We start from the raw sequence: 22,742 nt of genomic DNA, 5'->3' as shown, positions 1-22,742 counted from the left end.
TGATTTCCTAAGAACTGCATGAAAGTGTAGAGCATCCAGCAGTGTCATCATACCCGGATGGTCTTTTGACGGAGAGTTCGGGGTAGATTTCCTGGTAAGGATTTTCCAGGGCTTCAGTTAGTTTTTCCAGCATTTCTTTTTTGCCATTACTGATCTCTTCTATGCATTTGTAAAGAAGGTAATTTCTGAGAATGAATTTTGGATTCGTTCTTTTCATCATTCCTACTGAATCTTTTTTTGAAATAGAGTTTAATTTTAATCTTGCTTCATAGGTTGTGATGAAATGGCTAAGCTTTTCCAACATTTCTTCATTTAAAATGATGTAAGATATGTCTCTAAAATGTTCTTTCAAGTCAGTGTCTGATGATACAGTTTCCAGTTTGCTGAAAAATAAGGTGTAATCCAGCTGAAGCTCCTGCATAAGTCCCTGCCAGTTGGTGAAAAAATCTTCATCCTCTTTTCGAAGCTGATCAAATCCGAATTTTTTACAGAGCATCTGGTCATGAGCTTCCCAGAAATACGTTCCGAAATTATTTAAAGTATCTTCTAAGAATTTTTCATCTTTAATTAATGGATGAAGGGCATTGGCCAGTTGCCAAAGATTCCATTGGGCAATCTGCCCCTGTTTTCCGAAGGCATATCTTCTTCCTGGAAGGTCGGTTGTATTGGGAGTGAAATTCAAATCATATTCATCCATCATAGAATAAGGTCCGTAATCAATGGTTAATCCCAGAACAGACATATTATCTGTATTCATCACACCATGAACAAAACCTACTCTGAACCATTCAACCATTAAATTCGCAGTACGGGTACATATATTTTCGAAGAAGTCTCTGTACTTCTGACTGTCTGAAGATGTAATTTCCGGATAATAGTTTTCTATGGTAAAATCTGCCAATTCCTGTAGGTTATTATATTCTCTTTGGGCAGACATGAGTTCAAAGTGACCGAACCGAAGAAAGCTTTCGGCTGTTCTGATCACCACGGCTCCTTTTTCAAGCTGCGGATTTCCACTGTACATGATATCGCGCATAACATCTTCACCGGTGAAAGCCAGACTCAATGCTCTTGTTGTGGGGATTCCTAAATGATACATAGCTTCACTCATCAGATATTCCCGCACAGAAGATCTTAAAACAGCTCTTCCATCCGCATGTCTTGAATACGGAGTGGCTCCGGCTCCTTTCCATTGGATTTCTGTTTTTTTGCCGGCTTCATTGGTAATCTCACCAGCAAGTATCGCTCTTCCGTCTCCAAGCTGCCCTGCCCAGTTCCCGAACTGATGTCCCGCATAAGCTGTAGCGTAAGTCTGAACGTTTTCCGGAAGGTTATTTCCCACCAGAAAGTCCAGATCTTTATCTTCAAATTTTCCTAATCCTATTTCTTCGGATAAGACTTCGTTAAAAGCAATTACTTCAGGTTTGTCAAAACCGGCTGGTTTAAAGGTGGCAAATAAAACCTTTGGTGTGTTTCTCTGCATTGGGTTGTTAGAAAAATCACCAGGAAAATTCTCGATAAAAGGTTGTCTGATACGTTCGATATTCATAGTTCAAAGGTATTAATTATAAAAGAAAAGACCTTCCAAATTATTGAAAGGTCTTGTATATTTCTAAAAGAGAATTTATTTATTGAAATCTACTTCATCATTGGAATGAAGGTTTTCATTGATGTTGTCCTCTTTCTTTTCTGATGGTTTTTTAGGTGTCGGATCTATCGGTCTTGGATTTTTGATCTCATCGATAGTCTGAAGACTTCCGTCATCTCCATATCCTCCGCTTAAACCTTTAAGATTGGCACAGCCGTCTTTCCAGTCTGATGGTTTGATAAATTTATCATCAGGAGTTATTCCTAAGCTTTTATCTGCCCATACTTTCTTCATAAAGATAGCCCAGATTGGTAATGCCATTTTAGCACCCTGACCTTCACCTGTACCAAAGAAGTGGGTAGCTCTATCTTCCCATCCAACCCATGCTCCGGTTGCTAATTTTGGTGTAATTCCCATAAACCATCCATCAGAGTTATTCTGAGTGGTACCTGTTTTACCTGCAATTTCTACTGCTTTGGAAATACCTTTTCTTCCCAGTTCTCCGGACGCGGTTCCGAATTGTGCCACACCTTTCATCAGTTCAATCATGGTGTATGCATACATTGGGTTCATTACTTCTTTCGGCTCTACGTTTACTTCCTTGATTACTCTACCGTTGGCATCTTCAATTCTCCAGATCATTTCTGGCTTGATGTAGTTACCATAGTTGGCAAAAGTACTGTAGGCACCTAGCATTTCGTAAATCGTAATGTCTGATGAACCTAGAGCGATTGTATTGTTTCTTGGAATATCTTCTGTTACTCCCAGATCTCTTGCAGTCTGGATTACAGCGTCTACTCCTGTCATTTCAATAAGTCTTGCGGCGACAGGGTTTTGAGAGTGTGCCAATGCATCTTTTAAGGTAAGCATTCCACCTCTTCCCGGTACATGCCATCCGTTATGATCATAAGTTCCGTTAGAAACTGCTGAACAAGGAGTCATTCCCAGTTTCATAATAGCGGTTGCATATACGAAAGGCTTGAATGTAGATCCTACCTGTCTTTTACCCTGCTTAATGTGGTCATACTGGAAATGCTGCCAGTCTATACCTCCAACCCAAGCTTTGATCTCTCCCGTTCCCGGAACCATAGACATCAAACCTGCCTGTGCAATCTGTTTGTGATATCTGATAGAGTCCCAAGGAGACATTTCTATCTCTTCCTCTCCGTTCCATGTGAATCGTGAAGTTTTGATAGGTTTCTTGAATTCCATCATAATAGAGTCGTCAGGCATGCCGTCAGCTTTCAGCAGTTTGTATCTGCCGGTTCTTTTCATTGCCTGAACCATCACGCTGTTGATTTGTTTGTCATTCAGATAATAGAACGGTCTGTTCTTTCTTCCTCTCTGCTCTGCGTCAAATCTTTTCTGAAGATCTGTTAAGTGTTCCTTGATGGCATCTTCTGCATACTTCTGCATTTTAGAATCAAGAGTAACATAGATCTTTAAGCCGTCTTTGTAAAGATTCAGTTTTTTGCCGGTTTCTTTTTCATGAGTTTCAAGATACTTATCAATTTCTTTTCTCAGATAAAACTTGTAATAGGCAGAATAGTCATCGTTAATATTTTTGATAGGATGATAATCTAATGTAATAGGTGTAGCAGTAGCTTTATCAAACGTAGCCTGATCTATATAACCCGTTTTCAGCATTTGATCCAAAACAACATCTCTTCTCGCTTTTGCTCTTTCCGGATTTCTCATTGGGTTGTTTTTTACCGGATTTTCAAGCATAGCAACAAACATTGTTGCTTCAGGTAAAGTAAGCTCGGATGTCTTCTTGTTAAAGTAGATTTTGGAAGCCATTTCAATACCGTTTGCATTGTATAAAAAGTCAAACTTATTGAAATATAAAGTTACAATTTCTTCTTTGGTATATCTTTTTTCAAGGCTTACAGCCACTACCCATTCTTTAAGCTTTTGAAAGACAGCCTTAAATTTATTGTCGGCTCTTTTCCCTGTGAAAAGTAATTTTGCTAACTGCTGGGTTATGGTAGAACCTCCACCACGGCCACCACCAAAAACTACGGCTCTGGCAACAGACTGAAGGTCAATTCCTGAATGTTCTTTAAAACGTTCATCTTCTTTAGCCTGAAGGGCATAAATAAGGAAAGGAGGAAGATCCTTATAAACGATAGGTTGTGTTTTCTCTTTTTCGAATTTACCCAAAGTAACCCCATCTGAAGAGATGATCTCTGAAGCTACATAGATATTTGGGTTTTCAAGTTCTTTTACATCAGGCATTTCTCCAAGAAATCCTTGAGAAACCGCAAAGAAAAGTCCTGAAATTCCCAGAACTACTGCAACAAGTCCGATCCAAATGAACGAGACCCATTTTCTCCAGGAGGTATCTTTCTTTTTTTTGGGAGGCAGGGGAAATGTTTTCCCCTTATTTCCTGCATTTTTTTTGTTTTCTTCCATTTATGGTTACGGTTTAGCCGTTTCTATTTTTACCCCAATATCCTCAATTCCCACAAGGTTGTCATTCCTCATCGCCTGTATCAGGCCGATTTCATATTTCCCTTTTGCCGGAAACTTATACTTTACCTTATACTGAAACAAAGTTTCCTTCGTATCACCAAACCCTGTACCAAGCCATTCTCCATTAGGTTTTGCCAGTACATAATTCAAGGTATCAGTTTCCTTTTTCTTGTTCTGGAGATTAGTGAAATTCACTATAAACCTTATGTTACTGTAAGGATAATTGTTGTTATTTCTTACAACAAATATAATATTTTTAGGATTCTGCGGATCTGAAATTTCAAGATTAAATTTTTGCTCACTTTTCTTATTCCATTTGTTATCAACGGAATTCATGATGACATCTCCTCCTGAGGAAGAGTTGCAGCTAAAGAAAAGGATAAGTGACAGTAATCCTAAAATTTTATGCATTATTATCTTTTTTTGGAGGATATTTTTTCTTGAATTTCTTCTTGCTCGGATTATTTTGTGGCTTATTATCAGCATTAGCACTTCCTTCTACTTTTTCCACTTGCTGTTTTTGCTGTGGGTGTTGTTTTTGAGGTCTGGGCTGATTTCCGGACTGAGCATTAGCATTAGGGTTCTCAGGTCTTTCAGATCTGTCTGGCCTTTCCTGTCTTTCAGGTCTGTTTCTTTTTTGCCCTTGTGGCTGTCCCTGTTGGTTGTTATGCTGCTTATTCTGGTTTTGGTTGCTGTTTCTGTTCCTGTTTCCTCTGTTTTTCTTTTCGAAACGGTCTACATTATTTTCCTGAATCAGGTCAATAGTGTGATTAGAGGTTTCCGGCTGTTTCAGATCTTCAAGAGGAAGTATTTTTTCTCCTCTCTTGTTTTTTGAAATCAGTTTTTTAACAAGATCAATGTCGAAATCATACCATGCAATAGAGCTGTCTACGTAAGCAAACCACATTTTCTTTTTGAAAACGTCAATTTTGATACAGAACGCTCTTCCTTTCTCTGTTTCTAAGATCGTTGAAGAAGAAGGGAAGTTGCTTAATGCATCAAGATAGCTGTCAAGTTCATAATTAAGGCAGCATTTAAGCTTACCACACTGTCCTGCCAGTTTCTGAGGGTTAATACTCAGCTGCTGATATCTTGCCACGTTGGTATTTACAGATCTGAAATCCGTAAGCCATGTAGAACAGCAAAGTTCACGTCCGCAAGACCCAATTCCGCCTACTTTTGCAGCTTCTTGTCTGAAACCGATCTGCTTCATATCAATCTTTGTACGGAATGCTCCGGCGTAATCTTTAATCAGCTGTCTGAAATCTACTCTGTTTTCGGCAGTGTAGTAAAAGGTAACTTTTGAAGAGTCACCCTGGTATTCCACATCGGTAACTTTCATTTCAAGGCCTAGTCTCTGAGCAATTTTTCTTGCTTCAAGCTTTACACCGTCTTCTTTTTTCCTTGCTTCCTGCCATACCTCAAGATCTTTTTGGTTGGCCTGTCTGTATATTTTGAGTGCAGATTCTTCAGAAAACTTTTTCTTTTTCATCTGAATCTTTACTAATTCTCCCGTAAGGCTTACAACGCCTACATCGTGTCCCGGACTTGATTCTACTGTAATTACGCTACCTATATGTAAAGGAATATTATTTACATTTTTATAAAACGATTTTCTGTCATTTTTAAATCTAACTTCTACAAAATCACACCTGTTCGGTGCCGGATTGTTGATGTTAGAAAGCCAGTCAAAAACACTTAATTTATAACTATTCCCGCAGGTATTTACATTTTCACAGCCATTTGCGGTTTTTTTAGGGCCGCAAGAATGTGCAGAATCGCCGGATGTTTTACATCCACAACTCATATTTCTATTATTTATAATCTGCAAATTTATGTATTTTTATCTTTATGCAATCCTAAAATACTTAAATAACCTGAATTCGGGATAAAACATTTGCTTATTTTAGGTAAGAATGGAAGCAGATAAATGGAATAAGAACGCTTTTACAGAATTTAAGAGCAGATTAATTTTTTTTAATTTAATATTTTAGCCCGCAGTTGTTTCCTTTAACATTTGTTATTATTTTACCCTCTGTTCTTGTTTTTAAACATAAGATTACTTTTAAGTTAAACAATTGTTTAAAATTAAACAGTCTAATCTGTACTTGTTAAAAATAATCTTAACTGTTTAATAATGATAGTTTTGTCTTTTGTTTATTGGAAGGTGTTATTTCAAACATAGTTTTCTTTGAAGATATTGTTTAAAATATTGGCAAATATTAACAGACGTATTCAAAATAATTTTATATTTGGCTTATATAATAATAGTCTATGAAAAAAATATTAGTATCAACTGCTTTATTGGCGGGAGTTCTATCTTACGCAGGAGGCTTCAGAGTTTCCCTGCAGGGGGTAAAACAATTGGCAATGGCGCATACTAGTGCTCATGCCGAAGACGCGAGTGTGACATTTTTTAACCCGGCGGGTATGTCATTTATCCCTACCAAGCTGAGTGTAGTGGCAGGAGGGTTTGCTGCAAGTAATAAAGTTACTTTTCAGAACTTCAATACTTTACAAAGTACAGAAACAGATAACCCTGTAGGAACTCCTTTCTATGCTGCGATTACTTATAGACCAATAGAAAAACTTACCGTAGGTCTTAGTGTTACAACGCCTTTTGGAAGTACAATTAAGTGGCCAAATGACTGGGAAGGTAAAGAAATGGTTCAAAAGTTAGAACTGAAAAGTTTCTACTTCCAGCCGATGATTTCCGTGAAACTTGCTCCATGGGTATCATTTGGTGCCAGCTACATCTATGCAAAAGGAGTCGTAGACTGGGATAAAGCGGTAACTCAATTTGGAGGACAGGTAAATATTAATGATAAAAAAGCAAGCGGACACGGATATGGTTTCGGTTTTTATTTCAGACCAGATCCGAAATTAGACGTAAGTATTGCTTATCGTTCAGCAATCGATATGAAAGCTAAAAACGGTACAGCTACTTTCCAATTCCCATCTCAATCTATCTATAACCAGCTGAAATTAAATGCAGCCGGACAGGATGGGTTCTCTGCAACGCTGCCATTAGTAGAAGAATATACCATCGGTTTAACATACAAAATAACACCGAAATGGTTGGTTTCTGCAGACTTTAACTATCATGGATGGGAAAGATACAGCAAGCTTACTTTAGATTTCGAGAATGCACCTATTGGAAACAATCCATCGGATCCTACTATTCTTACAAATCCTAAAAACTTCAAAAACTCCAAAACATTCAGACTGGGAACTCAATATGCATTTACCAATATGATCTATGGACGTTTAGGAGCTTATTATGATGAAGCACCTTATACTACAGATAACTTTATTCCGGAAACACCTTCATATGACACTTATGTTGTAACAGGAGGTATCGGTATTAAGCTGAAACAATTCGGAGTTGATATTGCAGGAGGATATGCAATGCCTCAATCCAGAAGTGTAAATAATGCTGGTCTAGGTTTCTACGGACAGTCGAAAGCAACAGCATTTTACTTAGGTCTAGGTTTATCTTATAATCCTTTTTAATTTTAGAAGACTATGAAAAAAATTATAATATCGACAATTGCAGTTTCTGCACTTCTTTTTACAGTAACAAGCTGTAATACGGATTTCGATACGGATGTGAGAGATATCCAGGTAACAAAAGGTGACGCAGATTTTACGAAATATATTTCACTGGGGAATTCACTTACTTCCGGCTATCGTGACGGAGCTTTATACAGCAGCGGCCAAAATGAATCTTATCCAAATATGATTGCAGGACAAATGAAGTTTGCAGGAGGAGGAGATTTTAAACTGCCATTAATGCCTAATGATGTAGGAGGATTTAATAATCTTCCGGGATTCCCTGGGAAATTAAATCTTCAGGTGGTTAATGGATCATTGTCTCCTGTGGCAAGTGGTCCGGCAGCGGCATTAGATGTTTTATCTGGTGGAGGAGCTTATAATAATATGGGTGTGCCTGGTGCGAAGTCATTCCACTTGGTGGCACCTGGATATGGCAGTCAGGCAGGTCTTGCGACAGGTACGGCTAATCCTTATTTTGTAAGGTTTGCTTCTTCTGCTACTACAAGTGTATTGGCTGATGCTATGGCTCAGAAGGCAACTTTCTTCTCTCTTTGGATAGGAAATAATGATGTGTTATCTTATGCTACCAATGGAGGAACAAACTCTCAAACAGTAGGAGGGGTTACCACTTATACTGCTGCTACGGTTCAGACGGGAAATACAAATCCTACGACTTATAAGTCAAATGACATTTCCGATCCTGCACTTGTTGCCGGGTCTATTAAAGCCGTTTTAGATGGTCTTAAAAGTGTAGGAACAACAAAAGGTGTTATTGCGAATATTCCTTCTGTTACTTCAGTTCCTTTCTTTACTACTGTGCCTTACAACCCTTTGACACCTGCTCTTTTAGGAGCAAATTTATCGACTCTAAATTCAAGTTTATATGGTCCTTTGAAGCAGGCACTTACTGCTTTTGGAGCTGGGGATAGAATTAATTTACTTTCTGCAACAGGCCCGAATCCTGTCTTAATTAAAGATGTGGCTCTTACAGATTTATCTGCACAGCTTACTGCTGCACTGACTCCTTCTTTGGGAGCTCCAACAGCTGCTGCTTTCGGACAGATCTTTGGACAGGCTAGACAGGCTACAGCAGATGATTACATTTTACTTACTACAAGCTCTGTAATTGGAAGTACTGCGGCGGGAGTTCCGGCTCCGGTAAATATTTATGGTATTTCTTATCCATTACAAAACCAGCATGTATTAACAAAAACAGAAGCGGGCTATGTACAAACAGCTACAACAGCATATAATAATTCTATAAAATCTCTTGCTGATTCTTATGGATTGGCTTTTGTAGATGCAGCTGCTAAAATGCTTGAACTGAACGCACAGTCCGGTATTTCGTTTGACGGAGTAAAATATACTGCGAAATTTGTAACAGGAGGAGCTTTCTCTCTGGATGGTGTTCACCTTACAGGTCGCGGATATGGTATTGTTGCTAATGAATTTATTAAGTCTATCAATGCTAAATACAGGTCTACACTTCCACAGGTAGATCCGAACAAATATTCAGGAGTTAAATTCCCTTAATAATTGATAAAATAAAAACTTAGAAACCACAGGAGTAAATCTTGTGGTTTTTTTTTAAATTTGCAAAATCTTTTAAAAAGTAAAAATGGCCGATCAGTTAAGTTATCTATTTTGTACAAGAACCAGCAGGGACTTGGCAGAGAAAATTGCCCAGAATTATGGGAAAGAATTAGGAAAAATCAACTTTCAGGAGTTCAGTGACGGGGAATTTGAGCCTGTTTTGGATGAATCTGTAAGAGGAGGAAGAGTTTTCCTGATTGGATCTACATTCCCTCCTGCAGACAATCTTTTGGAGCTTCTTCTAATGATTGATGCAGCGAAAAGAGCTTCTGCAAAGAGCATTACCGTAGTAATTCCTTACTTCGGACTTGCCAGACAGGACAGAAAAGACAAACCAAGAGCGCCGATCGGTGCTAAACTCGTTGCTAACCTTCTTACCGCAGCAGGAGCAACAAGAGTAATGACTATGGATCTTCACGCAGATCAGATTCAAGGGTTCTTCGAGATTCCGGTGGATCACCTGTATGCTTCTTCTATTTTTGTGGATTATATCAGATCTTTAAATCTTGATAGCCTTACTATTGCTTCTCCGGATATGGGAGGGGCAAAAAGAGCTAAAAACTATGCAGGCCACTTAGGTGCTGAAGTAGTAATTGCTTATAAGGAAAGAAAAAAAGCAAATGTAGTAGAAGAAATGTTCCTTATTGGGGATGTAACAGGTAAAAACGTAATCCTTATTGATGATATGATTGATACTGCAGGTACACTTTGTAAAGCAGCAGATATCTTAATTGAGAAAGGAGCAAAAACAGTAAGAGCTATGGCCACTCACGGAGTGCTTTCAGGTAAGGCTTACGAGAATATTGAGAACTCAAAACTCTTGGAAGTTATTGTAACTGACTCAATTCCTGTTAAAAATAATTTGTCATCTAAAATAAAAGTGCTATCTTGCGCCCCGTTATTTGCGGATGTTATGACTATGGTTCATGAGCATAAATCAATTAGCAGTAAATTTGTTATTTAATTGATTTTTAGCAGATTGCAAATTAAAATTAGAACAATTTTTTAAATTTTTATAAATGAAATCTATTACAATTCAAGGTACAAAAAGAGAAAGCGTGGGCAAAAAGTCTACAAAAGCTTTACGTGATGCTGAATTAGTTCCTTGTGTTGTTTATGGAGGTGAAGCACCTTTGAACTTCTCTGCTGAAGAGAGAGCTTTCAAAGGATTAGTATACACTCCTGAAGCACACACGGTATCTATTGAAGTTGACGGAAAAACAATTCCAGCTGTTCTTCAGGATATTCAGTTTCACCCAATTACGGACAAAATTCTTCACATCGACTTCTATCAATTATCTGACGATAAGCCAGTTATCATGGAGGTTCCTGTAAGAATTACTGGACGTTCTAAAGGTGTTGTTGCTGGTGGTGTTTTACGTCAGTCTTTCAGAAAACTAAAAGTAAAAGCTATCCCTGCTAACCTACCTGACGAAATCGTTGTGGATGTTACTCCATTAAGAATTGGTAACAAACTTTACATCGGTGGTATCAAAACAGAAGGTTATTCTTTCGTACATCCAGACAATGCAGTAGTAGTTGCTGTTAAGATGTCTAGAAATGCAATGAAAGGAGGTGCAGCTGCAATGGATGATGAAGATGAAGAAGAAGTTGCAACTGAAGAAGGAGCAGCTCCTGAAGCTGCAGCAGAAACTGCAGCAGAATAAGAATTGCTTATTTAAACAATATAAAACCTATCAATTTATTGGTAGGTTTTTTTGTTTGATAAAGATAAATAACAATTTGCCCTTTACTATTCTTACCTCATATACTATCCTTACTATACACTATCGAATATTTCTATCAACTGATAACTATCACCTCCTTATCTCATACTTCCTTTCGGAAAAAAAGCCGTAAATTTGAAGAGTTCTAAATAAGGACGGTTTAATTTAAAAAATAAATAAATGTTTGACATTCAGGAAATAAGAAGCCAGTTTTCTATATTGGACAGAGAAGTGAACGGTAAGCCTTTGGTTTATCTGGATAATGCAGCTACCTCCCAAAAACCAAATTCAGTTTTGGAAGTCTGTCACGCATATTATACAGAGCTTAATGCCAATGTTCACAGAGGAATTCATACCCTAAGCCAGCTGGCAACAGAGGAAATGGAGCTTTCAAGAAGAAAGATCCAGAAGTTCATCAATGCTGAGCATGATTTTGAAGTGATCTTTACAAAAGGAACAACAGAGGGTCTGAACCTCATCGCTTATATTTTAACACAGAAACTCCAGAAAGATGATGAGATCATTATTTCCTATCTGGAGCACCATTCTAATATTGTTCCTTGGCAGATGCTTTGTGAAAGGACAGGGGCAAAACTTCGTGTAATTCCTATTGATGAAAACGGAATTCTTCAAATGGACCATTTTGATCAGTTTTTAAGCGAAAAAACAAAGGTTGTTTCTGTGAATCAGGTTTCCAATGCATTGGGAATTGTAAATCCTATCGAGGAAATTATTGCTAAAACAAGAAAAAATACTGATGCCTATGTTGTAATAGACGGTGCTCAGTCTGCTCCGCATTTCAATATTGATGTTCAGAAGATGGATTGTGATTTCTTTGTCTTCTCAGGCCATAAAATGTATGCTCCTATGGGAACAGGTATTTTGTATGGAAAACGTGAAGTTTTAGAGGCTTTGCCGCCATTTCATGGAGGAGGAGAGATGATTGCTACATGTTCTTTCGAAGGAACTACCTATGCAGGTCTTCCATTTAAATATGAAGCAGGAACGCCTAATGTAGGAGGAAATATTGCTTTGGGTGCTGCCGTTGATTTCATGAACAGAGTGGGGCATACTAATATTCAGAATCATGAAAATGCTTTATTGGAATATGCCCAAAGACAGCTTTTAGAATTAGAAGGAATTAAAATCTATGGAGAAAAAGCAAACAGAACCGGAGTTGTTTCCTTTAACTTGGAAGGAGTGGGTATTGCTTCTGACGTAGGGATGATTCTTGATAAAATGGGAATTGCTGTAAGAACAGGACATCACTGTACACAGCCTATTATGAATTTCTTTAATATTGCAGGAACGGTAAGAGCAAGTTTTGCAGTATATAACACTTTCGAGGAAATTGATATTCTGGTAGAGGGAGTGAAGAAAGCACAAAGAATGTTGAGCTAATCAATCCTACATTCTTTATAATATAAATTAAAAGCAGCCATTGGGCTGCTTTTTTAATTAGTCCATCGGAACGCAATAACATCGGCCATCAATAATAACCTGATAATATCCGATAGCACATTCCAGGCAGATTTCTCCTCCTGCTACAATGCTTTTCAATTTTTCTTTGTTTAATTTTTTCATAATAAAGATTTAAAGTGTTCGTAATCAAATATAAAGAAATAAATAAAAGGCTGCGGAAAAATTAATAATCATAAAAAATCCCTGTTATTTAATAACAGGGATTTTTTATTTTCTTAAGAGAATAATCTTATAAATTCGGTTTCCAATCGACTACGGCTCTGATGAATGCCTCAGCATTTTCAACAGGAACATTCGGTAGAATTCCGTGACCTAAATTAGCGATATATCTGTCTTTTCCAAAGCGGTTGATCATCTCATTCACCATTTTCTTAATCGTCTCAGGTGTTGAATGAAGCCTTGCAGGATCAAAATTTCCTTGTAGCGTCATCGTATGGTTTGTTAATGTTCTTGCGAATTCCGGCTTAATCGTCCAGTCTACTCCAAGAGCAGAAGCTTTAGACATGGTCATATCTTCCAATGCAAACCAACATCCTTTTCCAAATACCACCACGTGGGTAAGCGGACTTAATGCTTCTACAATCTGATTGATATACTGCCATGAGAACTCCTGATAATCTGTAGGAGAAAGCATTCCACCCCAGGAATCAAAAACCTGTACTGCAGAAACTCCTTTTTCTACTTTTCTCTTTAAATAAGCAATCGTAGTATCTGTAATTTTTTGCAGTAACAAATGAGCTGCTTCAGGCTGCTGGAAACAGAAAGATTTTGCAATATCAAAAGCTTTACTTCCTTTTCCTTCCACACAATAACAAAGAATTGTCCATGGAGAACCTGCAAAACCGATCAATGGAATCTCATTGTCCAGTTTCTGAAGAGTAAGTTCAATAGCATCAAAAACGTATCCTAAAGTATCATTTACATCCGGAGTTTCAATATTCTGAACCTGTTCCATCGTTCTGATAGGAGTATCTAACCATGGGCCTACAGATTCTTTCATTTTGAAATCAATTCCCATAGCCTGTGGAACTACCAGAATATCAGAAAACAAAATCGCAGCATCCAAAGGAAATCTGCGGATAGGCTGTAGGGTAATTTCAGCCGCAAGCTCAGGAGTCTGGCATCTTGTAAAGAAATCATATTGGTCTCTTAAAGCAATGAATTCCGGCAGATATCTTCCAGCCTGCCTCATCATCCAGACAGGAGGTCTTTCAACGGTTTCTCCGCGAAGTGCTTTTAAATATAGGTCGTTTTTTATCATAATCTATTTAAACTAATATTATCGGTCATATCCCGATAACGGATATTCTAAATTCTACTTCTGATTTCTTTTCTTATCAGTTCAAAAATAGAAGTAAGCGTATTTTCTTCAGAAGTAAAAATCTCCTCCTGTGTATAATTTCGCAGCTCACCGGAAGTGGTTTCGCCAATTGAAAAAAGCTTCATACCTTCCAGAGAATTTCGCCTTGCAAAACTACGAACTCCGCTCGGACTAAAAAATACTGCGGCATGATATTTTTCATTTATTATGGGATGAGTTTCCTCAGTATTGTATATCGTAACTTTTTTGTACTTAATATTTTGTAATGGAAGCTCCTTGTCCAGAACATTGATGGCAAGGTTGCCGCAAAAATGAAGAAACTTTTCGTGCTGGCACTTTCCGACAATGAATCTGGAAAGAGTTTCAGCATTTTTCAATACTTTAAAAGTTCCGAAACCGTGTTTTCTGAGTTCTCTCTTCGTTTTTTCACCTACGCAATAGATCTTGTTGTAATTTTTGGCGGTAAAATTCTCATTGGGCTTAAACCTGTTTTTGAAAAATGAAATAACGCCATTTGAGCTGGTGAAAATTAAAGAATAATTCTTCAGATCAAAGGGGCTGATCATAATAGGCTTTGTCTTAATTACCTCCACACAGTCCGCCGAAATATCCTCTCCTAATTCTTTGGATATAATAGCTTGGTCTATATTTTTGGTAAATAAGATTTTCATGTTGTAAGGCTTGAAGCAAGAAGCTGGATGAAGGAAATTTTTTAAATCTGACTTTTAATTTCTGCCATTAATTCTTTTCCACCGTTTTCAAGAACTACTTTGGCAAACTTTTCTCCGAAATTCTCAGCTGGAATATATTCAAAGTTTTCATCTACAGCAATACAGTTTTTGCCGTCCAGAGAGCAAAGTGCTGCCTTGAAGCGGATTTGATCTCCCATGATTTGTGCAAAAGCTCCGATAGGTGCAGTACAGCCTCCCTCCAAAGTACTCAGGAAGTTTCTTTCAATCTCTACACAAATTTGAGTGGACTGGTGGTTGATTTGTCTTACAATCTCGTTGATCTCCGGTTTGTCTGTATGTCCTGCTACAGAAATTACTCCTTGAGATGGAGCGCAGATCATTAATGGAAGCATTTCGTAATCAATTTCCATTTTCATTCTTTTGATTCCTGCCAAAGATAAAATGGTGGCATCAAAATCTCCGTCTTCCAGTTTTTGAAGTCTTGTCTGAATATTTCCACGGATATCCGAAAACTCAGCAGTAGGATAATTTCTCAGCCAGAAAGCTCTTCTTCTCAAACTGCTGGTGGCAAGTTTAAGATCATGGAATTCTTTATTCCTTGCAGATTCTTTTCTGATCAGGATATCTTCCGGATGGTCTCTTTCCAGATAGGCAATCATTTCAATATTTTGAGGAAGCTGGGTAGGAACGTCTTTTAAGGAATGTACGGCAATATCAATTTCATCATTCAATAGGGCAATATCAAGGTCTCTTGTGAAAACCCCGGTAATTCCTAAAGAATAAAGTGGCTGATTAAGGTTCTTATCGCCAGAAGAAACGATAGGAACAATTTCCGTTAAATAATTGTTGTTCTGAAGGTGCCTCGCAACCTCTCTAGCCTGCCAAAGTGCAAGTGCGGAATTTCTCGTTCCGATTCTAATGCTTTTCATTGAATTCGTTGTTTGGTTGTTCAACTAATATTTCGTGCATTAATTTACTAATTTCTTCGGCTTTTAAAGGGTTATCGATGATATATTTTGCAAAACGGTTGGTGATTTTCTGGATCATTTTGTCAGAAAGTTCCATGTCCGTGATGTTTATGTATTTATTTTTTCTGTAAAAATTATGCATTTCATTGCGTTCCATATTCTTTAAAACTGCTTTGAAATGATGAATGTTGGGTGCCAGTTTTCTCTTTTTCTCCCATTCAATAAAGTCTTTCATCAGTTCCTTGATGATTTTTTCAGCTTTTGGAATTTCTCTTTCACGCTGTTGAATCGTTTCCTGGATCTGTTTTGAAAGCTCATCCACATCAATCAATGTTACGTTCTCATTTTCGGTAACATTCTTTTCTACGTTATGAGGAATAGAAAGATCAATCACCAGGGTTTCTTTTCCGTTCGGGAAATGAGACTGGTTGATAATAGGATGTTTGGCTCCTGTTGCTACAATAAGAATATCAGTATTTTTTAATTCCTGGTCAAAATCAGAATAATCAACGTGAGGAATATTATATTTCTGGGAAATCTTCTCAGCTTTCTCCTGAGTTCTGTTGGCAATTTTAATTTTCGGCTGAAAGACATGCTTGACCAGATTTTCAACAGTATTCTGCCCAATTTCACCTACCCCCAGAAGAAGAATATTTTTCTCAGCAATCCTTTTCTGGCTGTTTAAGATATAATGAACTGCCGCGTAAGAAACAGAAGCCGCACCGTTGGAAATGCCGGTTTCATTTTTTATTCTTTTTGAAATCTGAATCGCGGCATTGATTGCTCTTTCCAGATAAGGATTAGAATTTTGTCTTTCTTTTTTGAAGCGGCTGTATGCTTTTTTGATCTGTCCGATAATTTCAAAATCTCCAATAATCTGACTCTCAAGCCCGGCTGCTACTCTGAAAAGATGAATAAGTGCTTCCTCTTTAGTCAGAATATTGGCAAACTGAAGAAAATCCGTAAGATGTACTCCTATGGTTTTACAATACTCTTCAGCTACTAAAAGATAATTGGGAGAAGTGGTATAAATCTCTGTTCTGTTACAGGTAGAAACTACAAATGCATCGCCCAGATCTTCCTGATGGACTCTGGAAACAAAATTTTTGATGTTTTCATCAAAGAATGCAAACTTTCCTCTCGTTTCTACATCGGCTTTCTCGTAGCTTATGGAAAGCACGGCAAAATTCGACGTCTGATGGATGTTGGAATACTGTAACATAAGCAGTCGCAAATTTACGCTTTTTTTAATTAATCACTCTCAGATAGTGTATATGATAATTATCGTAAAAAACTATAAGGGGGAGGAAAAGGTGCATTAACGGAAATACAAAATGTGAAATAACAAATGAATGGCTCTATAAATTAAATTTCAATTGTTTTTAAAGTTTTTATGGTGTTCTTATCTCTACCTTGTACACTTAAGAATTTCCAACTTTCCTAGCCTTTTTAGCCCTTTTAACACCCCATTAATTTTAGTTGAAATCAAACTCTGTAAATGTCTAGACTAAAAGTTAATAAAGAATTATAAATTTTAATAAAATTTTAACCAAATTAAGTTGGTGGGAAATTTCTTTACTAGTCTTAAATTTATATCTTTGTAATCTTAAAATCAGAAGAAAAATATGAGTTTATTTGATATGTTTACGCAAGAAATTGCGATAGACCTGGGAACGGCTAATACCCTTATTATCCATAATAATAAAATTGTTATAGATCAACCTTCAATTGTTGCAATTGAACGTTCTACGGGTAAACCCATTGCTGTAGGTGAACAGGCTAAGCATATGCAAGGTAAAACTCACGAAGATATCAAAACTATCCGTCCTTTGAAAGATGGGGTTATTGCTGATTTCCACGCTTCTGAACACATGATCAAGGAATTCATTAAAAAAATTCCCGGAATCAAAGGTAAATTCATTCAACCGGCACTACGAATCGTAATCTGTATCCCTTCTGGTATTACTGAAGTTGAAAAAAGAGCGGTAAGAGATTCTGCTCAGAAAGTCAATGCAAAAGAAGTAAGGTTGATCTACGAACCAATGGCAGCCGCAATTGGAGTAGGTATTGATGTACAGAAACCTGAAGGAAACATGATCATCGATATAGGTGGTGGTACTACGGAAATTGCTGTGGTCGCTTTAGGAGGTATTGTATGTGATAAATCTGTAAAGATTGCAGGAGACGTATTTACCAATGATATTGCTTATTACTTAAGAACTCACCATAATCTTTATATCGGAGAAAGAACAGCTGAAAGAATCAAAATTGAAGTAGGTTCTGCAGTAGAAGATCTTGATGTAGATATTGAGGATATCCCGGTACAAGGTAGAGACCTTATTACAGGGAAACCTAAAGAAATTATGGTTGGATACAAAGAGATTGCACGTGCATTAGACAAATCGATCATCAGAATCGAAGATGCTGTAATGGAAACATTATCTCTTACACCACCGGAATTGGCAGCTGATATCTACAAAACAGGTATTTATCTTGCCGGAGGAGGAGCGTTATTAAGAGGTCTTGCGGACAGAATTCACAAAAAGACAGGTCTTCCTGTATTTGTGGCAGAGGATCCGTTAAGAGCTGTAGTTCGTGGAACAGGTATTGCTCTTAAGAATATGGATAAGTTCAATTTCTTAATTAAATAATTTTAACTTTTTACGACTTTATATCTGAATGGGATTTTTGCTGAGATTATTTTCGAAGAATACTCTTTTCGTCTTCTTTATATTCCTGCAAATTATTGCTCTGGTTTTGATATTCTCCAGAAATGCCATGCAGAAATCCTGGATAGCGGGACAGACGGCTGCGTTCAATTCCTGGGTTTCCGGATATATTGATGAAGGAGTTTCTTATCTGAAGCTAAAACAGATCAATGAGGATCTTGTAGTTCAGAATAAAGCCCTTATGACTCAGCTCTACGGAAAAGACGGAGCGAAAATGCCTGTTTTCAAAAGAGTTCATGATACCATTGGTGGTGGGCAGATTTATACTTTTGTTGACGGAGAAATTGTTTTCAACAGTATCAACAGAAGAAATAACTATTTTACAATCAACCGTGGCCGCAGAGATGGTGTTTTCCCTCAAATGGGTGTAATGGCGCCAAGAGGTATTGCGGGAATTGTAATCAATTCTACAGATAGTTATGCATTGGTTCAGTCGGTCTTAAGTGTAAACAAGATCAGAATTAATGCAGCACTCAAAAGCTCAGGATATTTCGGTACTCTAACATGGAATGGAGATAACTCCAGGGTAATGCACCTTGCAGACATTCCAAAATATGTTGCCCTGAAGGTTGGAGATACAGTTGTTACAGACGGTAAATCCGCAATCTTCCCTAAAGGGGTTACCATTGGTACCATTGCAGGATATTCTGTAGATAATAAAACCGGCTTCTGGGATATCTCCGTAGAGCTGAGTGAAAAAATGGGAGCGTTGAATAAAGTGTATGTAGTGAAGAATCTTAAGAAAGCAGAAGTGCAGAAGATTCAGGACACTATGCAGGCTGTAATAAAAAAGAAAATGATTAGCAGGACTTTATTTACCGATATATTGATCATGATTTTTCTTGTTGCATTACAGATATTTGTATTGAACAGGATTACGCTTTTCGGGAAATATACTCCGGTATTATATCCTGTATTCGTTATGTTCTATCCATTTTTCAGAAATAAATTTCAGTTCCTGGCATTGAGCTTTTTAATAGGACTTTCTATTGACGGTTTCCTCTATTCATGGGGGATCAATGCGTTTGCGACAACGTTGATTGCTTATTTCAGAACGTTGATCTTCAGGACTTCCACAGATACGTCTACGGACTTTTTCTCTTTTCAGTCCCTTCAATGGGCGCAGTTTTTGCTGTTTTTATTTTCAAGTATCTTCCTGCATCAGCTTTTAGTACAGTATATTGAGTTCTTTAAGTTTAGCAGGTTTTTTGAAATATTATTTAATGTGTTGGTGACGAGTGTAATTTCGTTTATCTTTATAGTCATCTACGCATTAATATTTAAAATCAAACAAAAAGTTTGAACACACGTTATTTAAAAATTTTTTCGATCCTCGTTGCCATCGCCCTTATTTTTGTGGCGAGGCTTGCTTATTTGCAGTTATTTACAGACCGTTATGCTTTAAATGCAGCCAATACCTCCATCAAAACTGAATACATTATTCCACAACGTGGAGTTATTTTTGACCGAAACGGTAAAATCATGGTAGGAAACCAGCCTGCTTATGAAGTTTCCTTTACACAGGCTTTAATGAGACCTGATTTTGATACGCTCGGTTTTTGTAGTTTGATGAAGATCTCCAAGGCAGATTTTATCAAAAGAATTGATGTCATTAAAAAAGAGAAGTATTATTCCAAACTTACTCCCATGACGTTCCTGAAGGATCTGAGCAGAGAAGACATCGCGAGAGTACAGGAAATTATTTTTAAATATCCGGCTTTTAACATTGTACAAAGACCTCAGCGTCAATATGAAGTTTCCACTTCCGGTAATCTTTTGGGGTATACCAGTGAAGTGAATGAACGTGAAATAAAAAAGGACTCAGCGTACTATTTACCGGGAGATTTTATCGGGAAAACAGGAGTTGAAAAGTCATACGAGAAAGAACTTCGTGGAGTAAAAGGAGTAAAATATATACAAAAAGATATCAGACTCCGAAACATTGGTTCCTATAAAAACGGATCTCTGGATAAAGATGTGATTACGGGTAAAGATATTACCTTAACCATTGATTACGATCTTCAGAGAACGGCTGAGGAAATGATGGTCAACAAACATGGTGCTATCGTAGCTTTAGATCCTAATAATGGAGAAGTATTAGTGGCAGCAACCGGGCCGGATATTGATCCGAACCTTTTTACCGGACCTTATAAATCAAAAAATTTATACGCCCTTTCAAAAGATACACTTTATGAAAATAAACCCACTTTTGACCGTTCTTTACAGGCAGGATATCCTCCGGGATCAACTTTTAAACTATTAACAGCCCTGGCAGCAATGCAGATGGGAGTAATGGACGAAAAGACTATTTTCCCTTGTGGTGGTGGATTTTTCTATAAAGGAAAAAGAATTAAAGGTCATGGTGGAGCAGATCCGCTTATTCCTTCCATTCAGGTTTCCAGTAACTGTTTCTTTACTTACGCATTTATTGCGATCATCAAGAAATATCCGGGAAATCCTTCAAAAGGGGTTGATGAGTGGAAAAAAATCATGAGCAGTTTCGGAGTAGGAGAATTTTTGAATAATGATTTTGCTGTGGGAGCCAAAGGAAGAATTCCTTCAGGAGATTTTTACGAAAAAAGATTTAAAGCCATCATGAAAGCAAGCGGTTCTCAAAGAACTGATTTTAAAAACTGGGATGAAATGTCCACCGGAGCTATTTATAACGGGATGGGACAGGGTGATGTTTTGGTAACACCTATTCAGTTGGCGAACTATGTGGGTGCTATTGCTAACAGAGGGTGGTACTATACTCCTCACATTGTGAAAGCAATTGATGGAAAGCCCAATCCTGATCCAAGATTTAAGGTGAAACATCAGACTTTGGTTGATCCAAAGCATTTCGAACCGGTACTGAAAGGGATGGAGGCTGTGGTTTTGAGAGGAACAGCGAGAGGTTTGAAATCCAATGATTTTACCCAATTAGCCAAAACGGGTACTGCACAGGTTCCACAAGGGAAGGATAATTCTATCTTTGTACTGATTGCTCCTGCTGATAAACCAAAAATTGTAGTAGTAGCCGTAATGGAGCATGCCGGATTTGGGGCTACATGGGCAGGGCCTGCTTGTACAGTGATCGCTGAAAAATATATTACAGGTGATTTGAAAAGAGAAAATCTTTACAAAAAGATGATCACTTCGAGTTTCATGCCTGAATACAAAAGACAATGGATTGCAGATTTGAAACGTAAAGGATTGTATGTAGATCCTAAACCGGATTCAATCAAGCAAAAAAGAATAAAAGATAGTCTGGAGCTGGTGAAACAGCAAAAGGCTAAGCTGCAAAAGAAAATAGAAGAAGACGCTAAAAAGAATAACACTGCTAAAAAACCTGTGAAGCAATGAAATGGACAGAAGGAATAGATAAACTGGGCCTTGGGCTGTATTTCCTGCTTTGCATTTTTGCGATTGCAAATATCTACAGTGTTGACCAGAAACTGGGCGAGAAACAATTAGTGTTTTTCTGTATTTCTTTATTTGTGGGACTTATCATCTTCTTTAGCAGAAGTAAGTTTTTTGAGAATATGGCGGGGATCATTTACATTGGCGGTGTTTTGCTGTTGATAGGACTCTTCCCGTTTGGTAAGGAAATCCTTGGGCAGAAGAACTGGTATAAATTTGGAAGTTTTACTATGCAGCCTGTGGAATTTGCAAAAATAGGTACAGCGTTGATGCTGGCTAATTATGTTTCAGGACCAGATTTTAATCTTAAAAATAAAAAGTCTTCATGGACTACCTTAGCCATTATTGGTATTCCGGCGGCTGTAGTACTTGCCATTCCGGATGTAGGTTCCATGCTTGTATTTATTGCATTCTTCATTGCACTATATAGAGAAGGACTGAGTGGTCTTTTATTTACTGTCGGATTTATTTTTGCCGGGGTCTTTCTTATTTCATTGGCGATTCCTCCTGTTTATGTGGCAGTAGCTGTTTTAGTTATTGCCGGGGTTCTGATTGCGATGAACTATCACAGAATGTCCTGGGATGTGATTACTATTTCAGGAATTTCAGGATCTATTCTTTTGCTGTGCGGACTGGCTTTCGGGTCTCCTTATATTTTAGAAAAATTGCCTAAACACCAGAGAGAAAGAATTGAGGTTCTTTATAAAGGTGAAAAGGCATTCCGAGATACTTCGGGTTACAACTTGTTATATTCCAAAACAGCTATCGGATCCGGAGGAATCTGGGGGAAAGGGTACCGTGAGGGATCAGTTACCCAGGGGAAATTCGTGCCGGAGCAGGAAACCGATTATATCTTTTGTACCGTAGGGGAAGAATGGGGCTTTGTAGGAAGTGCAGTTCTTATCCTGTGCTACATGATTTATATCGGAAGGATCTACTATCTGGCAGAACAGCAGAAATCTACTTTTAACCGCGTATTCGGATATTGCTTTGCCTCGATCCTATTAATGCACTTTTCAATCAATCTAGGGATGGTTATGGGACTTTTCCCAACTGTTGGGATTCCGCTTCCGTATTTCAGTTATGGAGGAAGTTCTTTGCTGGCCTTCTCAATGATGACTTTTATTTTCTTTAAACTTAATTATTCGGATAAGAATAGCTTGGTGTAAAAGAGGTAGGCTGGAAGCTGGCTGATGGAAGTTGATCATTG

Annotated in this window: 18 protein-coding genes and 1 pseudogene; 10 read left to right on the top strand and 9 right to left on the bottom strand. The window is 37.7% G+C overall.

What is annotated here, in order from left to right; genetic code table 11:
• Nucleotides 1–7 precede the first annotated feature (7 nt).
• From CLU97_RS02510 to CLU97_RS02495, 4 genes are all read right to left on the bottom strand, one after another.
• On the bottom strand, nt 8–1,549 hold the full coding sequence (locus CLU97_RS02510) for a protein adenylyltransferase SelO (protein WP_121486547.1): 1,542 nt from the start codon (nt 1,547–1,549) through the stop codon (nt 8–10).
• Nucleotides 1,550–1,624: 75 nt separating this feature from the next.
• Complete coding sequence (locus tag CLU97_RS02505) at nt 1,625–4,003, bottom strand: transglycosylase domain-containing protein (protein ID WP_121486546.1); 2,379 nt, start codon at nt 4,001–4,003, stop codon at nt 1,625–1,627.
• A 6-nt stretch (nt 4,004–4,009) separates the two neighbouring features.
• Entirely contained in the window at nt 4,010–4,474 is a 465-nt protein-coding gene (locus tag CLU97_RS02500) for a gliding motility lipoprotein GldH (RefSeq protein WP_121486545.1), read from the bottom strand.
• Nucleotides 4,467–5,870, bottom strand: a complete 1,404-nt coding sequence (locus tag CLU97_RS02495) for a stage 0 sporulation family protein (protein ID WP_121486544.1) — start codon at nt 5,868–5,870, stop codon at nt 4,467–4,469. The genes CLU97_RS02500 and CLU97_RS02495 overlap by 8 nt, the downstream gene beginning before the upstream one ends.
• A 467-nt stretch (nt 5,871–6,337) precedes the next feature.
• On the opposite strand from CLU97_RS02495, the gene CLU97_RS02490 reads away from it, so the two are divergent.
• From CLU97_RS02490 to CLU97_RS02470, 5 genes are all read left to right on the top strand, one after another.
• Nucleotides 6,338–7,576: an OmpP1/FadL family transporter gene (locus tag CLU97_RS02490; protein WP_121486543.1), complete on the top strand. Its 1,239-nt coding sequence runs from the start codon at nt 6,338–6,340 to the stop codon at nt 7,574–7,576.
• 12 nt (nt 7,577–7,588) lie between these two features.
• Nucleotides 7,589–9,151: a G-D-S-L family lipolytic protein gene (locus CLU97_RS02485; protein WP_121486542.1), complete on the top strand. Its 1,563-nt coding sequence runs from the start codon at nt 7,589–7,591 to the stop codon at nt 9,149–9,151.
• A gap of 85 nt (nt 9,152–9,236) precedes the next feature.
• On the top strand, nt 9,237–10,175 hold the full coding sequence (locus CLU97_RS02480; RefSeq protein ID WP_047376208.1) for a ribose-phosphate pyrophosphokinase: 939 nt from the start codon (nt 9,237–9,239) through the stop codon (nt 10,173–10,175).
• A gap of 55 nt (nt 10,176–10,230) precedes the next feature.
• Nucleotides 10,231–10,878, top strand: coding sequence for a 50S ribosomal protein L25/general stress protein Ctc (locus CLU97_RS02475; RefSeq protein WP_121486541.1), 648 nt, complete (start codon nt 10,231–10,233; stop codon nt 10,876–10,878).
• A gap of 240 nt (nt 10,879–11,118) precedes the next feature.
• Entirely contained in the window at nt 11,119–12,339 is a 1,221-nt protein-coding gene (locus tag CLU97_RS02470; protein ID WP_121486540.1) for an aminotransferase class V-fold PLP-dependent enzyme, read from the top strand.
• 57 nt (nt 12,340–12,396) lie between these two features.
• On the opposite strand, the gene CLU97_RS02465 is transcribed toward CLU97_RS02470, so the two are convergent.
• The 5 genes from CLU97_RS02465 to hemA all read right to left on the bottom strand — a co-directional run bounded on the left by CLU97_RS02465 (nt 12,397) and on the right by hemA (nt 16,623).
• Entirely contained in the window at nt 12,397–12,522 is a 126-nt protein-coding gene (locus tag CLU97_RS02465) for a GNAT family acetyltransferase (RefSeq protein ID WP_121486539.1), read from the bottom strand.
• A gap of 127 nt (nt 12,523–12,649) precedes the next feature.
• Nucleotides 12,650–13,681, bottom strand: a complete 1,032-nt coding sequence (gene hemE, locus CLU97_RS02460) for a uroporphyrinogen decarboxylase (protein ID WP_089692984.1) — start codon at nt 13,679–13,681, stop codon at nt 12,650–12,652.
• Nucleotides 13,682–13,728: 47 nt separating this feature from the next.
• A complete protein-coding gene (locus tag CLU97_RS02455) occupies nt 13,729–14,412 on the bottom strand; it encodes a uroporphyrinogen-III synthase (RefSeq protein WP_121486538.1) in 684 nt (227 codons plus the stop codon).
• A 41-nt stretch (nt 14,413–14,453) separates the two neighbouring features.
• Nucleotides 14,454–15,362 carry a hydroxymethylbilane synthase gene (gene hemC / locus CLU97_RS02450; RefSeq protein ID WP_121486537.1) on the bottom strand — a complete coding sequence of 303 codons (909 nt, stop codon included), beginning with the start codon at nt 15,360–15,362 and terminating at the stop codon, nt 14,454–14,456.
• Nucleotides 15,349–16,623, bottom strand: a complete 1,275-nt coding sequence (gene hemA / locus CLU97_RS02445) for a glutamyl-tRNA reductase (protein WP_121486536.1) — start codon at nt 16,621–16,623, stop codon at nt 15,349–15,351. The genes hemC and hemA overlap by 14 nt, the downstream gene beginning before the upstream one ends.
• A gap of 403 nt (nt 16,624–17,026) precedes the next feature.
• On the opposite strand from hemA, the gene CLU97_RS02440 reads away from it, so the two are divergent.
• The 5 genes and pseudogenes from CLU97_RS02440 to rodA all read left to right on the top strand — a co-directional run bounded on the left by CLU97_RS02440 (nt 17,027) and on the right by rodA (nt 22,701).
• Entirely contained in the window at nt 17,027–18,052 is a 1,026-nt protein-coding gene (locus CLU97_RS02440; protein ID WP_045491741.1) for a rod shape-determining protein, read from the top strand.
• A 28-nt stretch (nt 18,053–18,080) separates the two neighbouring features.
• A pseudogene (gene mreC / locus CLU97_RS02435) lies at nt 18,081–18,923 on the top strand (rod shape-determining protein MreC); the annotation flags it as partial.
• A 3-nt stretch (nt 18,924–18,926) separates the two neighbouring features.
• On the top strand, nt 18,927–19,433 hold the full coding sequence (locus CLU97_RS02430; RefSeq protein WP_002982456.1) for a hypothetical protein: 507 nt from the start codon (nt 18,927–18,929) through the stop codon (nt 19,431–19,433).
• Nucleotides 19,430–21,475, top strand: coding sequence for a peptidoglycan D,D-transpeptidase FtsI family protein (locus tag CLU97_RS02425; protein ID WP_121486535.1), 2,046 nt, complete (start codon nt 19,430–19,432; stop codon nt 21,473–21,475). Before CLU97_RS02430 ends, CLU97_RS02425 begins: the two co-directional genes overlap by 4 nt.
• The gene (gene rodA / locus CLU97_RS02420) at nt 21,472–22,701 is read left to right on the top strand and encodes a rod shape-determining protein RodA (RefSeq protein WP_121486534.1); all 1,230 of its coding nucleotides are present in this window, start codon (nt 21,472–21,474) and stop codon (nt 22,699–22,701) included. The genes CLU97_RS02425 and rodA overlap by 4 nt, the downstream gene beginning before the upstream one ends.
• The last annotated feature ends 41 nt before the right edge of the window (nt 22,702–22,742 follow it).

It is taken from the genome of Chryseobacterium sp. 7, assembly GCF_003663845.1.
Taxonomy (GTDB): domain Bacteria; phylum Bacteroidota; class Bacteroidia; order Flavobacteriales; family Weeksellaceae; genus Chryseobacterium.
The sequence above is the reverse complement of the archived record's forward strand: the minus strand, read 5'-3'. Positions and strand labels throughout refer to the sequence as shown.